Raw genomic sequence first — 14292 nt, 5'->3', positions numbered from 1 at the left:
AGGTGCGCCGGGGAGCATACTTATCTGGTGGCTCGGCAGTCCATGTGTGCGACGGCCGGCACGATTGCCGACAATGGTCGAGAATGGGTGTTAGGAAGCGAGGTCTGTGAAACTCGACAGGGCGGGCAGGACGTTCGCAGCGGCAACGGTCGCGATGATGTTCTGCGCTGAAATCTTGACTGGATGTTCTAGCGCCAACAACCGAGATGGTGTCTCGACCGCGAATTTCGGAGCAAATTCTGCAAATGCCGACTGTGGCGGCAGAAATGTGTTGGATGCTGCCGGGTCGACCGCACAACAGCACGCTATGGACTCGCTCAACTTGGTGTGGGGCCAGGCGTGTCCGGGTAAGCGGGTGTCCTACCGAGCCACCGGGTCCTCCGCCGGGCGCGAGGAGTTCATTGCCGGTCGTGTCGACTTCGGTGGGTCCGATTCCCCGTTGGTTGCCGACCAGATCGGGCCGGCCGCCAACCGCTGCAAGGGAAATCCCGCCTGGGACCTGCCACTGGTATTCGGGTCAATCGCGTTGGTGTACAACCTGACCGACATCCAGACCCTGGTCCTCGATGCCGACTCACTGGCCAAGATCTTCAACGGCTCCATTCGGACCTGGAATGACCCGACGCTGGCGGCACTCAATCCTGGTGTGGCACTGCCGAATACCAAGATCACCCCGGTCTACCGCGAGGACTTGTCGGGGACCACCGACAACTTTCAAAAGTATCTGACGGCCGCCGCACCCCAGAGCTGGACCAGGGGAGTTGGCAGTGATTTTCACGGCGGTACCGGTGACGGCGTTCACCGGTCCGACGGTGTAATCCACGCGGTACAGGCCACCGAGGGCTCGATCGGATATGTCGAGAAGTCTTTCGCAGATGCGGCCGGTGTCCCGTACGCGCGGATCAACAATGGCACTGGCGTGGTGCCGCTCACCGATGACACTGCCCGGCGAGCCGTCGATACGGTCACGTTCGCAGCGGGCGGCAATGACCTGGTGCTAGAGCTTAATTCGGTATACGGGATCCACGATCGAGGCGCCTATCCGTTGGTGCTGGCCACCTACGAGATCGTCTGCTCGCAGGGATACGACGCGGAGACCGCCGCCGCGGTCAAGTCCTTCCTCATCACCGCGGTCAACGACGGTCAGAACGCTCTTTCGGCTGCCGGCTACATACCGCTACCGGATAATGTCAAGGAGCGCCTTGTCACCGCGATCAACGCCATGCAGTGACTGCCTGACCGCCCATGATCCAGATCGGACACGAGCGCGCAAGTGACAGCGGCGCGTTGAAATGTGCTGAAATGGCACCGCACTAGACGGATCGATGGGATCGCAGTGACAACGCCGAAGCCAGCCGATGCCGGAGCTGGTGCGGTGGTCAAGGCCCCCTTTCCTGAGCCGCCGGTGATATACATCAACCCATGGGGCAGTGCTAAACCGGGGCTTGGTGACCGGATGTTTCGCTGGCTTTCGCAGGGGGCCGGAACGCTGATCATTGCCCTGATTGCGGCGATCGGTGTTTTCCTGTTGTGGCGGGCGATACCGGCGCTGGAACGCAACAAAGAGAACTTTCTGACTTACGGCGGACATTGGGTAACCGCCGACACCTCGGCGATGCACTTCGGAATCCTCGACCTAGTGAAGGTGACCGTGTTTGTGTCGCTGTTCGCCCTGCTCTTGGCGATGCCGGTCGCGCTCGGCGTCGCCCTATTCTTGACGCAGTACGCGCCGCGCCGGGTCGCCGGACCGCTGGCCTACCTGGTCGATCTGCTGGCCGCCGTGCCTTCGATCATCTACGGCGTGTGGGGTCTGCAGGTGTTAGCACCCCAGCTGCAGCCGGTCGCGAACTGGCTCAGCGACGCCCTGGGCTGGTGTTTCCTGTTCGCCAGCGATCCCGCGACGGTCGCCGACGGTGGCACCATCTTCACGGGCGGGATCGTGCTGGCGGTGATGATATTGCCGATTATCACCGCGGTCACGCGCGAAGTGTTCGCCCAGACGCCGCAGGGTCAGATCGAGGCCGCGTTGGCCCTCGGCGCCACCAGGTGGGAAGTGGTCAAGACCACCGTGCTGCCCTTCGGGCGATCCGGTTATGTCAGCGGAGCAATGCTGGGTCTGGGCCGGGCATTGGGCGAAACGGTTGCCCTGCTGATCATCCTGCGTGGCACCCAACAGGCGTTCAACTGGTCACTGTTCAGCGGCGGTTCCACCTTCGCTACCAAGATCGCTTCGGCGGCATCGGATTTCGATGACCAATACCAAGCCGGTGCCTACCTTGCCGCCGGGCTGATGCTCTTCCTGCTGACGTTCCTCGTCAACGCCGTCGCACGCAGGGCGGTCACCGGAGCCGGACGGGCTCACCGATGACCTCGATGCTGGACCGCCCGCTAAAGATGCGCACGTTCTCCGGACTGCCACGACGCCGTCGACTGGCGAACAACATTGCGACCTTGCTGGTGACACTGTCAATGGCGATCGCATTGGCGCCGCTGGCGTGGGTGCTGTGCTCGGTGATTGCCAAAGGATTCAACGCGGTCACCTCCAGCACGTGGTGGACGCACTCGCAGGCGGGCATGACATCGTTCGTCGCAGGTGGCGGCGCGTTTCACGCCATTGTCGGCACCGTGCTGCAGGGCCTGGTATGTGCGGTGATTTCCATCCCGATCGGCATCCTGGCGGGCATCTACCTCGTTGAATACGCCGGAGGCGCGCTGGGCAAACTGGTGTCTTTCATGGTGGACATCTTGACCGGCGTGCCATCGATCGTGGCCGCGCTGTTCATCTACGCGCTCTGGGTCGAAGTACTGGGCTTTCCCCGTTCGGAGTTCGCGGTCTCGCTGGCGCTGGTGCTGCTGATGCTGCCGGTAATCGTTCGCGCGACCGAGGAGATGCTGCGAATCGTTCCGGTCGACCTTCGGGAGGCCAGCTATGCACTGGGCGTGCCCAAGTGGAAGACCATCGCCCGAATCGTGATTCCGACCGGGCTGTCCGGCATTGTCACCGGGGTCCTCTTGGCCGTGGCGAGGGTGATGGGCGAGACGGCCCCACTGCTGATCCTGGTTAGCTATGCACAGGCAATGAACTTCGACATCTTCAGCGGGTACATGGGTTCGCTGCCCGGCATGATGTATGACGAAACGACCGCTGGCGCCGGTATCAACCCGGTCCCCACGGATCGGCTGTGGGGGGCCGCGCTGACACTGATCTTGGTGATCGCCATTATCAACATCGGCGCCAGGGTGGTCGCACGAATGTCCTACCCACGCAGTCCTAGGCAGGAGCACTAAGTGGCCAAGCGGTTAGACCTCGCGGACGTCAACATCTACTACGGCGCGTTTCAGGCCGTCGCCGATGTGTCGCTGTCGATTCTGCCCCGCAGTGTCACGGCGTTCATCGGTCCCTCGGGCTGCGGGAAAACCACGGTGTTGCGCACGTTGAATCGGATGCATGAAGTGATCCCCGGCGCTCGGGTCGAAGGTTCGGTCATGCTCGACGACGAAAACATCTATGGTCCCGGAATCGATCCGGTCGGCGTGCGCCGGGCCATCGGAATGGTGTTCCAACGTCCTAATCCCTTCCCCGCGATGTCGATTCGTGACAACGTGGTCGCGGGTTTGAAGCTGCAGGGCGTGCGCAATCGCAAGGTTCTTGACGAAACCGCCGAATACTCGCTGCGCGGCGCGAACCTGTGGGACGAGGTGAAGGACCGGATGGACAGGCCCGGCGGTGGATTGTCCGGTGGGCAGCAACAGCGGCTGTGTATCGCGCGGGCCATTGCCGTGCAACCCGACGTGTTGCTGATGGACGAGCCGTGTTCGGCGCTGGATCCCATCTCCACGATGGCGATCGAAGATCTGATCAGCGAGTTGAAGCAGGAATACACCATCGTCATCGTCACCCACAACATGCAGCAGGCCGCCCGGGTGAGCGATCAGACAGCATTCTTCAATCTCGAAGCCGTGGGCAAGCCGGGCCGGTTGATAGAGATCGACGACACCGAGAAGATCTTCTCCAACCCGACCGAGAAGGCCACCGAGGACTACATCTCCGGGCGCTTCGGCTAATCCGCATGCAGTCGCCCGCTCAGCGGGTTTGGGATTGCACTTCGTCCTCGGGGAATCGCCCGGTCGCCTGAAAGATCACCCGGCGCGCCACTTCGACGGCGTGGTCGGCGAAGCGCTCATAGAAGCGGCCCAGTAGCGTCACGTCGACCGCGGCCGCTACCCCGTACTTCCACTCGCGGTCCATCAGCACGGTGAACAGATGCCGGTGCAGATCGTCCATCGCGTCGTCTTCTTCGCGGATTCGGGCGGCCTTCTCCGGATCGCGAGACAGCACTACTTCCTGAGCACTGTTGCCCAATTCGACCGCTACTCGGCCCATTTCGGCAAAGTATCCGTTGACCTCCTCGGGAAGTGCATGCTGGGGATGCCGGCGGCGCGCGATCTTGGCGACGTGTAGGGCCAGCGCACCCATCCGATCGATGTCGGCCACCATCTGGATGGCGCTCACGATGGCCCTGAGGTCGCCGGCCACCGGCGCCTGCAGGGCGAGCAGTACGAAGGCGCTTTCTTCGGCTCGTGTGCTCAGCGTTGCGATCTTTTCGTGGTCGGAGATCACCTGTTCGGCCAGCACCAGATCGGCTTGCAATAGGGCTTGGGTGGCCCGCTCCATGGCGATCCCTGCTAGCCCGCACATCTCGCCGAGACGCTCGGATAATTCCGAGAGTTGCTCGTGGTAGGCGGTCCGCATGCGTTAAAGCCTACGTTCTTGGCAGTGAAAACGCCGAGAAGCGCTGTCTCGGTGGGCGCGCCTATTCGCAGGTGGTGTCGGCCGCGTTGGTCACGGTCAGGTCCTCGGGCAGCTTGATGGGCGGCGCGCTCGAGTTGCGGCTGATTTGCACGCTGACCGACGAGCCGCTCGGCGGGGGATCGGCCACCGAACTGAAGTCCGGGCCGAGGACAACCTGAACCACTTGACCGATACCGGTGACCCGCTCGACCTTCGAACTGCCGAACGTCGCGGCTACAGTGGCGGCGGCCTGCTCGTTGCCGGGCGAAAAGAACACCGTCGTGGCCTTCAACGACGTCGGGTAGTCATCCGGCGTCATGACGTTGAAGCCATTTCGTTTGAGCTGCTTGGCTACCGCGGCGGCTAGACCGGTGGTACTGGTTCCGTTGGAGACCTGCACGGTGACTTCTTGCGGTGAGGTGGTCGTCACCTGCTCGCGCTGAACCTCTTCGGACGGGTTGGCCTGGGGCGTCTTTGTGGGGGTGGTCGGCCCGGTGGGGGTGGCGGTCTTGGGCGTGTTACCCAGCATCTGCGCGTTTTGATCGTTTTCCAGCGGCAGCGGATCATCATCGATGATGGCGGCGAAAAGCGCCTTCATGTCCGCGGTCCGGGGAGGTTCGTCGCCGTTCTCGTCGGTCACGCCGGTGGGTACCGTGACGAACGTGATATGGCCGGCGGCCATACCTTGCAGCGACTGGCCCAGCTCGACCAGATCCTTGGTTCTGACGTTGTCCACATAGCTGTCGCCGATAAACATGTTGACGACGTTGTTCAGCTTGTTGAGGTTGAACAACGTGTCCTCAGAAATCAGCGAACGCAGTAGCGACGACAGGAACAACTGTTGACGTTTGATGCGGCCGTAGTCGCCGTTGCTTTCAGTGGTGACCTGGCGCGCCCGCACATAGTTCAACGCGGTCGGCCCGTCGATGGTCTGGCGTCCGGCGTGTGCGAGCACGGTGCCCAGTTCGTAGTCGCGCAACGGGGTGGTGCTGCATACCTCGACGCCGCCCAGGGCCTCGACCATGCGGCCGAATCCGACGAAGTCGATGGCGATGAACCGGTTGATGCTCAACCCGGACAGCTTTTGAATGACCTTCACCAGACACTTTGGCCCACCGAAGGAGAACGCGGAGTTCAGCTTGGTCTCGGTGTAAACCATCCTGGAACCCATCGTTCCAGTCTTTTCGTCGTAGATGGGTCCATATTCGCCGGTATCGGGGTTCCACGCCTCGCATTGGATCGGGGTAATCGCAAGGTCGCGGGGAAATGACACCGCCACCACACGCTTCCGGTTTGCCGGAATATTGACCAGCATCACGGTGTCTGAACGAGCACCGCCGGCATCCTCGGCATCGCCCGCGCCGACGTTGGCGTTGGCACCGGCCCGCGAGTCCATGCCGACGATCAGGAAATTCTCGTCGCCATATTGCGCGTTGGGGTCGACGATGTCGCCTGAATGCGGGTCGAGCGCGCTCACGATGTTCAGTCGACCGTTCTTCGACGCACTCCACTGCCATGCCCCGCCGGTCAGGGTCAGCGCCAGCACGGCAACCAACGCCGCCAGTGAACGGCCGGCCAGCAGAATCGGGTGTCGGCCCGATTTCGGCTGTTTCCGGGCGCGGGCCTGACACCGCGCGCGGGTAGCTGACCTGCGGCGACGCTTCGAGCGCGGCGCTATACGGCTCTCCTCCGGGTCGGGCCGGCCGGCTTGCGACAACGCACGTGAGTGGCGTGCCGAGCCAAGGTCGGGCAGCTCGGATAGGAGTTCGACAGCGTACGCCGGGATCGCGATCGCGTCGGTGTCCAGCTGTTCGTCGTCGTCGGGGACCTGCTCGCCCAGGTCCGACGAGTCCACCGGCGGTTCCGGTTCGGGGTCCGACGCGCTGTGATGGGTGGGATGGGTGGGCACGGGAGCGCCAAGCTTGGCAATCAACTCGGCGACGCTGACGCCGCCGCCGAGGTGAGAGCCCAGTTGTCGGGCGGCCGACTCACCTGAGTAGCGCAGCAGTCCGTCGTCGGCCGGCGGTGCAGAAAACCGCTCCCACGGCGCGGCGCCTGGTATTCGCTTCGAGTTTGGGGTATTCAATTCATCATCGTTGTCGGTGCCGGACGCGCGCCGATGATGCGCAGTGGCGCCTTTGTCGCCGTCGCTCATGTCATCGGCCTCCGAAGGTCTGACGTGGACAGCAAACTCGTCCTACGCACGCATGAGCGCAGCGCCGATCTGGTCAGCGCCGCGCAATGCAATAAGTCCCACATCGTACTGATTAATGGGCGCAGACGCGATTTCAAGAGCGTCTCGGTTCAACCACGTCCCGCAGGATTTACCCGCCCGAGTGCATGACATCGGCGCCCTCGGGTACGTGGCAGTCCTCGGGGTCGTTCAGCCAGCCGTCGGGAAGGGCAACTCGGGCGGGTGAGCCCTGGCGACCGCGAGGGCCAAGAGCGGCACTGGGGAAGGCAACGCTGCTATCCAGTTGGTTGAGCAAGGAGTCAAGTTCACCCAACGTCTTGACCAGCGCCAAAGCCCGCCGTAGGTCGGATCCTGCCGGGAAGCCATGCAGGTACCACCCGACATGTTTACGGATGTCCCGCATGCCCTTGTCTTCGCCGAAATGTGCGGTCAGCAGGTCGCCATGTCGACGAATGATGTCGGCAACCTCGCCCAGTGTGGGTGGTGCCGGTGCCGGGCTGCCGGTGAACGCGGCCGACAGCTCGGCGAATAGCCACGGCCGGCCCAGGCAGCCGCGGCCAATTACAACGCCGTCGCAGCCGGTTTTGGCCATCATTGCCAGCGCATCGCTGGCGTCGTAGATGTCTCCGTTTCCCAGTACCGGGATGGTCCGAACATGCTGTTTGAGCAGGGCAATCTGCTCCCAATCGGCGGTACCCGAGTAGCGTTGTGCCGCGGTTCGGGCGTGCAGTGCGACCGCGGCGGCGCCCTCGGTTTCGGCGATGCGGCCGGCATCGAGGTGCGTGTGGTGGGCGTCGTCGATGCCGATGCGGAACTTCACCGTCACCGGTATGTCGGTGCCTTCGGTGGCGCGCACCGCCGCGGCGACGATCTGGCCGAACAACCGCCGCTTGAACGGCAGGGCAGCGCCGCCGCCGCGCTTGGTCACCTTGGGTACCGGGCAACCGAAATTCATGTCGATGTGGTCGGCTAGGCCTTCATCGGCGATCATCCGCGCGGCCGTGTAGGTGGTGTCGGGGTCGACGGTGTAGAGCTGCAGCGACCGCGGCGACTCGTCCGGGTTGAACGTCGTCATGTGCATGGTGACCGGATGACGCTCCACCAGCGCGCGTGCGGTGACCATTTCGCAGACGTACAGGCCGCTGACGGTGCCGACTTTGGACCGTTCCAATTCGCGGCACAGGGTCCGGAAGGCGACGTTGGTCACCCCGGCCATGGGCGCCAACACGACCGGGCTGGCGAGCTGGATGGGCCCGATGCGCAAGGCCGGGCTACCGGCGGCTCATTGTCAGCTTGCCCGCGGTTTGGTGCAGTTCGTGGGCGGTGACCCTCTTGCCGGTGCGGGCTTCCCGGTCGAGTTGGCGCTGCTTGGAAACCTCGAACTTCTCGCAAGCCATCTCGAGTTCCTTGACTAGGACGCCAAGGTCGTCGCGCATCGCGGCGGCCTCACCGGTGAAGTCCTCGCGTTCGAAGATGCGCCATTTCTTCAGCACCGGCATCACGACCTCGTCGAGGTGGATGCGCGGGTCGTAGACGCCTCCGACCGCGATGAAGACGGCCTTGCGCCGGAACTCGGGGACCTGGAAGCCGGGCATCTGGAAGTTCCGCAGGATCAGGTGCAGTGACTTCATCGCCTGGTTGGGGACAAGGTCGAAGGCGGCCTCGCTGACATCGCGGTAGAAGATCATGTGCAGGTTCTCGTCCGCCGAAATTTTGGCCATCAGCTGGTCGGCGATCGGATCGTTGCAGGCCTTGCCGGTATTGCGGTGGGAAATCCGGGTGGCCAGTTCCTGGAAGCTGACGTAGAGGACGGAGTGGGTGAGGCTTTCGGCAAACAAATCGCCTTGGTGGTTCTGGCCGGGGCTAAAGCCGCGATTGACCACTTCGAGCCGAAGCTTCTCCAGCTCGACGGGGTCCACTGAGCGGGTCACCACCAGGTAGTCGCGCAGCGCGATACCGTGCCGGTTCTCCTCGGCGGTCCACCGGTTGACCCACTGTCCCCAGGCGCCGTCCATGCTCATGTTCATCGCGATTTCGCGGTGATACGACGGCAGGTTGTCCTCGGTGACCAGGTTCTGCACCATCGCGACCTGCGCGACGTCGGACAGCTTGCTCTGCTCGGGATGCCATTCCTGGCCGCCCAGCGCGTAGTAGTTCTTTCCGTCTGACCACGGGATGTAGTCGTGCGGGTTCCAGGGCTTATGCATGCTCAGGTGCCGGTTGAGATACTTCTCGACCACCGGCTCCAGCTCATGCAGCAGCTGTAGGTCGGTCAGCTCGGCTGGCATTACCCCTCCAGTTATCTGTGTCTATGGGTAGCAGTCAATATATCTGTGTCGTTCAGTATCAACAAGTTTGCAGGCGGTGCGTTGAACACGATAATTCCGCCGTGTGGCGGGTGGCCGGTGTTGCGCGCTATCCGCGCTCGCGGTGCGGGACATAGGTGGCGGCCGTGCTGAGCAGCATGTCGACGCAGTAGTCGATAAATTGCTGGCGCGTGGCTCCCAGATGCCCGTTCAGGTAGGCGGTAAACAGCCCGGTCAGGGCGCCGATCAAGCTGGTAGCCACCAGCTTCTGCAAAACCGGATCGACAATCCGCGACAGCTTGCGCTGCAGCAACTCGATGAAGTTGGGCATCCACTCCGCGCCGGACCGGGTCAGCACCGGTTCAACCGTCGGCGCCAGCAGCAGCACCCGCCCGCGCACTGGGTCGTCGACCATCAGGGCTACGAATCGTTCGACGGCTTCCCGGGGGGATTTGGCCGACGTCAGGGCCGCCATCGCTCGCGTGCACACGTCGTCGTATACCGCGCGAACGAAATGGTCACGGTCGGCAAAGCTTTCGTAGAAGTAGCGCTCGGTCAGCGCGGCCGTGCGGCACACCGCACGCACGGTTAGCGAGGGTCCGTCCTTCTCGCCGAGCAACTGCACACCGGCCGCGATGAGATTGTCTCGACGCAGTGCGTGGCGATCCTCGAGCGGGACTCCGGTCCAGCGGCCCCGTTTTTGACCGGCCTGCACATCGCTCCTAAACTTCAAGTGACAACGCGTGTAGTCAGAATTTCTGGCGTCGCCCGACCACCAGGGAAAGCACCAGTGACCCAAGATACGTCCGCGACCTGCCCACTGACCAGCGGTGAAGCGAAGTCCGTGGCTAATACCGCCGGTTCGAAGGGCGCGCCCGGCGAGTCGCCAGGGGCGGCCGGCGGCTGTCCGGTTTCACCGCTGGGCTACGAAACACCGCCGCCGTCGCTGGGCCCGGAGTCGCTGACTTGGCGATACTTCGGCGATTGGCGCGGCATGTTGCAAGGTCCGTGGGCGGGATCCATGCAGAACATGCATCCGCAACTGGGCGCCGCCGTCGAAGAGCACTCCACGTTCTTCCGGGAGCGTTGGCCTAGGTTGCTGCGATCGCTCTATCCGATCGGCGGGGTGGTGTTCGACGGCGACCGTGCCCCGGTCACGGGCGCTGAGGTGCGCGACTACCACGTCGCGATCAAAGGGGTGGACGCCGCGGGCCGTCGCTACCACGCGTTGAACCCGGACGTCTTCTACTGGGCGCACGCCACGTTCTTTGTCGGGACCCTGCACGTGGCCGAACGATTCTGTGGGGGCCTGACCGACGCGCAGAAGCGGCAGCTGTTCGACGAACACATTCAGTGGTACCGGATGTACGGCATGAGCATGCGGCCGGTGCCAGCGTCCTGGGAAGAATTCCAGATCTACTGGGACCACATGTGCCGCAACGTGTTGGAGAACAACTTCGCCGCCCGTGCCGTGCTTGACCTGAGCGAGCTTCCCAAACCGCCGTTCGCGCAACGTATTCCGGACCGCCTGTGGGCGGCGCAGCGTAAGCTCTTGGGCCCGTTCTTCGTTTGGCTTACGGTCGGCCTCTACGACCCGCCTGTTCGAGAGCTGATGGGCTACCAGTGGTCGCGCCGCGACGAATGGTTGCATCGGCGCATCGGTGACCTTGTTCGGCTCGTTTTCGCCTTCGTGCCGCGGCGGTTTCGGAAACACCCGCGTGCGCGCGCCGGTTGGGATCGTGCATCGGGGCGCATCGCCGCGGATGCCCCGCTGGTGCAGACGCCGGCGCGCAACCTACCGCCGCTGGACGAGCGCGACAACCCGATGCATTACTGCCCCCAGGTGTGACGACGAAAAGCTCGCAGCCGCAAGCCGGGTGGGGCTAGGCGTGTGCGTGGCTGTGTGCCTCTTCGAGCCCGCGCTGATGTACGTGCTGATGGGTGTGCTCGGTCCCGTCGTCGTGCGCGTGTGAGTGTTCGTGCGTGACGTGCTCGTGCTCGTGGCTGGTGTGCGCGTGGCTGTGGCTCACGTCGCCGTGGTGGTGTTCGTGCGTGTGCGGCGCGTCGTGGCCGTGCTCGACTGTCATGGTGACTCTCCTTCTTGTTGTCCGCTATGTCGGAACCTGTTGTTGTGAGTATGGATTCGCTTATCCGGCGTCGGATTTCTCGGCTACCGCCTGTAGCCCGCCGTCGCCGCGGTGATGGCGCGGAATGCCCGGACCGGCATGCTCGGCGTTGAACACGGCATCGACGACGAGCTGGCGCACGTGGTCGTTTTCCAGGCTGTAGAAAATCGTGGTCTTGTCCCGCCGGGTACGGACCAGCCGCGCCATCCGCAGCTTGGCGAGGTGTTGGGAGACCGAGGGCGCCGGCTTGCCGACGTGTTCGGCCAGCTCGTTGACCGACATCTCTCGATTCGCCAGCGACCAGAGCACGTGCACGCGGGTGGCATCGGCCAGCATCCGAAACACCTCGACCACCAGCGCGACCTGGTCATCCGGCAGCCGCAATGGTCTATTATCTGCATGCATACGAAGATAATAGACCAGGATGGTGCGCGCCTGTCAAGAGATGATGCGGGTTGGCTGGCTAGCTGGCGGATGCTGAGCGGTTCCCGCCGTTGCGCTCCTGCCAGAAGCGGTACACGTCCACCGCGGCCGGGCGTGGCTCGTAGCGCATCGGCAGGCGCCGGTTCTGCCAGTCCTTGGCGAACTCGTCGTAGAACGTCGCCAGCTCAAAGTACTTGCGGTCGTCGACGTAGTGCGGTTCGTATTGTTCGCGCGTCGTGAGAAAGATGACTTCGTCGGGGGAGCAGTAGTACAGCGATCCCAGACACATGGGGCACGGGTGGGCCAGCACGTAGAAGGTCGTCCCGGCCAGATTTTCGGTGCCCAACTTGGTGCAAGCCGCACGGATGGCCAGGATCTCGGCGTGTGCGGTGGGGTCGTGGGTCTGGGCGACCTTGTTGGCGCTTTCGGCCAGTACCTCGCCGTCCTTGACGATCACCGTCGCGAACGGGCGGCCACCGTCGGCGACGTTTTGACGGGCAAGGTCGATGGCGCGCTGGGCGAAGTCAGTCACAGTTCGCACAGTAGCCCGGGAAACGTAATGAAACCTGTGATAGTAACTAGGTTATCTAAATTCTTTCCCCGGGATGAATGGAGCCCCATGGTGCGCACCGAACGTGATCGGTGGGATCTTGCGACCAGTGTCGGCGCGACGGCCACCATGGTCGCCGCCCAACGGGCGCTGGCCGCCGCCCCCGAATATGGGCTAATCGACGACCCGTTCGCGGCACCACTGGTGCGTGCGGTCGGTATGGACGTCTATACCCGCTTGATAGACGGACTGATTCCCGTCGAGGAGGATTCCGAGTTCGATCCAGCGCGGATGGCCGAGGGGATGGCCTGCCGGACCAGGTTCTACGACGAGTTTTTCCTCGAGGCCACCCGCAGCGGGATTGGCCAGGTGGTCATCCTGGCATCCGGCCTGGACGCACGCGCCTATCGGCTGCCGTGGCCGGCGGGCACCGTCGTCTACGAGGTCGACATGCCGGAGGTCATCGAGTTCAAGACGCTCACCCTCAGCGGTCTTGGCGCCGAACCGACCGCGGAGCGCCGCACCGTCGCCATCGACTTGCGCGACGATTGGGCCGCCGCGCTGCAGGGGGCGGGCTTCGACAGCCAGGCGCCGTCGGCATGGAGCGCCGAGGGGTTGCTCGTCTATCTTCCCGGCGACGCGCAGGACGCACTGTTTGACAACATCACCGCGCTAAGTGCCCCGGGTAGCCGGCTGGCCTTTGAATTCGTGCCGGACACAGCGATTTTCGCCGATGAGCGCTGGCGTTCACATCACGACCGGATGAGCGAGCTCGGATTCGAGATCGACTTCAACGATCTCGTCTATCACGGCCGGCGCAGCCACATCATCGACTACCTGTCCCGTAACGGCTGGCAGAGTTCGTCGCACGTCGTCAAGGAGCTGCACGCGGCCAACGGCTTCGACTATCCCGACGACGACCTCGCGGCGGCCTTTGCCGATATCACCTACACCAGCGCGGTACTTGGGCGCTGAGGCTCGGTTCTAGTCAGACCCCTCCGGCGCCGGCTACTGCTGGCGCAGCAGCTCCTCTTTGAGTCGCCCGGTGATCATGTCTTGGAAGACCTCGCGCGCGGGGCCGTACAGGTCCTGGAAGGTCGACACCAGCGCATCCCGGTTGTACTCGGGGATCGAGCCCACCGGAGTCCAGAAGCTGTCGATATCCATCAAGAAGAACGGTCCGGTCTGGGCCGGCGTCGCCCGACGCAGGTGGTAGTTCTGATCGAGCGCCTGGCCCACACCCGGGCCGTAGCGCACGATCAGCGACTTGCCCGGTTGGGCCTCCCGATAGACCGCGGCGCCCTGCCATTCGGTCAGTGACAGGCCACCGGGCGTGATGCGGTAGGGCCCGAGCAGCTGCTCGTCGATCCAGTTGCTCCAACTGATGCGGCCATCCACCCCCGCGGGGACGCGGATCTCGAGGACATACCGCAGACCGATGCGCTCCACCCCGACAATCGACGAAACCTGCGCGCGGGCGTCTGCGACCCGCAATACCGTGTCGCAGAACGCCTCGAAACTGGTGTAGGCGCTGGTCTCGACCACAATCGCCTGATTCTTCAGCGACGCGGAGACCGTGTTGTCGCGGTTGCCGTAACGCACGAAACGGTCCGCGACGGGAGTCGGGGCGGCACCGGGAGCCGTCATACCCCAGCTCACGTCTTGCGCCTGGCGTTCGATCGGCAAATCATTGATGAGAAGGTGCTTGAGTTCCCGGCTCGCTGATTCTGTGAGGGAATCCGTTGCCGGGTGCCGAATTTCCATCGTCACCAGGGCGACGGGTGCGTTGGGTTGGACTCCATCAGGATTCATCTCGGGAAGCATAGTCCGGAGCATAGCCAAGTCATGTGGGGTTCCAAACGCCGCCCGACCATGTATACGGCGGCCCGCCTCGCCGGGCC

General features: G+C 63.6%; 14 protein-coding genes and 1 pseudogene. 6 read left to right on the top strand and 9 right to left on the bottom strand.

The genetic code is table 11. From position 1 onward, the window contains the following. Positions 1–106: 106 nt before the first annotated feature. The 4 genes from pstS to pstB all read left to right on the top strand — a co-directional run bounded on the left by pstS (position 107) and on the right by pstB (position 4065). Positions 107–1231, top strand: a complete 1125-nt coding sequence (gene pstS, locus MB901379_RS20595; protein ID WP_408632310.1) for a phosphate ABC transporter substrate-binding protein PstS — start codon at positions 107–109, stop codon at positions 1229–1231. Between the two features lie 105 nt (positions 1232–1336). Continuing rightward, a complete protein-coding gene (pstC, locus tag MB901379_RS20590; RefSeq protein WP_158018294.1) occupies positions 1337–2368 on the top strand; it encodes a phosphate ABC transporter permease subunit PstC in 1032 nt (343 codons plus the stop codon). Continuing rightward, positions 2365–3288 carry a phosphate ABC transporter permease PstA gene (gene pstA, locus MB901379_RS20585; RefSeq protein ID WP_158018293.1) on the top strand — a complete coding sequence of 308 codons (924 nt, stop codon included), beginning with the start codon at positions 2365–2367 and terminating at the stop codon, positions 3286–3288. Before pstC ends, pstA begins: the two co-directional genes overlap by 4 nt. Next, a complete protein-coding gene (pstB, locus tag MB901379_RS20580) occupies positions 3289–4065 on the top strand; it encodes a phosphate ABC transporter ATP-binding protein PstB (RefSeq protein ID WP_158018292.1) in 777 nt (258 codons plus the stop codon). It begins immediately after the preceding gene. A gap of 19 nt (positions 4066–4084) precedes the next feature. Here pstB and phoU read toward each other — a convergent pair whose 3' ends face one another. The 5 genes and pseudogenes from phoU to MB901379_RS20555 form a co-directional block, all read right to left on the bottom strand. Continuing rightward, positions 4085–4753: a phosphate signaling complex protein PhoU gene (phoU, locus tag MB901379_RS20575; RefSeq protein ID WP_158018291.1), complete on the bottom strand. Its 669-nt coding sequence runs from the start codon at positions 4751–4753 to the stop codon at positions 4085–4087. 61 nt (positions 4754–4814) lie between these two features. Beyond that, positions 4815–6947, bottom strand: coding sequence for an LCP family protein (locus MB901379_RS20570; protein ID WP_158018290.1), 2133 nt, complete (start codon positions 6945–6947; stop codon positions 4815–4817). A gap of 169 nt (positions 6948–7116) precedes the next feature. Then, a complete protein-coding gene (dusB, locus tag MB901379_RS20565) occupies positions 7117–8250 on the bottom strand; it encodes a tRNA dihydrouridine synthase DusB (protein WP_158018289.1) in 1134 nt (377 codons plus the stop codon). Positions 8251–8257: 7 nt separating this feature from the next. Continuing rightward, a complete protein-coding gene (locus tag MB901379_RS20560; RefSeq protein ID WP_158018288.1) occupies positions 8258–9274 on the bottom strand; it encodes an acyl-ACP desaturase in 1017 nt (338 codons plus the stop codon). Positions 9275–9367: 93 nt separating this feature from the next. Next, a pseudogene (locus tag MB901379_RS20555) lies at positions 9368–10007 on the bottom strand (TetR/AcrR family transcriptional regulator); the annotation flags it as partial. 75 nt (positions 10008–10082) lie between these two features. Between MB901379_RS20555 and MB901379_RS20550 the strand changes: the two are divergent. Continuing rightward, positions 10083–11141, top strand: a complete 1059-nt coding sequence (locus MB901379_RS20550) for an oxygenase MpaB family protein (protein ID WP_158018286.1) — start codon at positions 10083–10085, stop codon at positions 11139–11141. 34 nt (positions 11142–11175) lie between these two features. Here the strand turns inward: MB901379_RS20550 and MB901379_RS20545 are convergent, their stop codons facing one another. From MB901379_RS20545 to MB901379_RS20535, 3 genes are read right to left on the bottom strand one after another with little or no spacing between them, the layout of a single operon-like run. Next, positions 11176–11379, bottom strand: coding sequence for a zinc transporter Slc39a7 (locus MB901379_RS20545; RefSeq protein WP_158018285.1), 204 nt, complete (start codon positions 11377–11379; stop codon positions 11176–11178). Between the two features lie 60 nt (positions 11380–11439). Then, positions 11440–11823, bottom strand: coding sequence for an ArsR/SmtB family transcription factor (locus MB901379_RS20540; protein WP_158018284.1), 384 nt, complete (start codon positions 11821–11823; stop codon positions 11440–11442). A 58-nt stretch (positions 11824–11881) separates the two neighbouring features. Further along, positions 11882–12373: a nucleoside deaminase gene (locus MB901379_RS20535; RefSeq protein ID WP_158018283.1), complete on the bottom strand. Its 492-nt coding sequence runs from the start codon at positions 12371–12373 to the stop codon at positions 11882–11884. An 87-nt stretch (positions 12374–12460) separates the two neighbouring features. On the opposite strand from MB901379_RS20535, the gene MB901379_RS20530 reads away from it, so the two are divergent. Next, a complete protein-coding gene (locus MB901379_RS20530; RefSeq protein ID WP_158018282.1) occupies positions 12461–13366 on the top strand; it encodes an SAM-dependent methyltransferase in 906 nt (301 codons plus the stop codon). A gap of 33 nt (positions 13367–13399) precedes the next feature. On the opposite strand, the gene MB901379_RS20525 is transcribed toward MB901379_RS20530, so the two are convergent. Then, a complete protein-coding gene (locus MB901379_RS20525) occupies positions 13400–14215 on the bottom strand; it encodes a TIGR04255 family protein (RefSeq protein ID WP_158018281.1) in 816 nt (271 codons plus the stop codon). Positions 14216–14292 lie beyond the last annotated feature (77 nt).

The sequence above is a fragment of the Mycobacterium basiliense genome (genome assembly GCF_900292015.1).
GTDB classification, from domain to species: Bacteria; Actinomycetota; Actinomycetes; order Mycobacteriales; family Mycobacteriaceae; genus Mycobacterium; species Mycobacterium basiliense.
The sequence above is the reverse complement of the archived record's forward strand: the minus strand, read 5'-3'. Positions and strand labels throughout refer to the sequence as shown.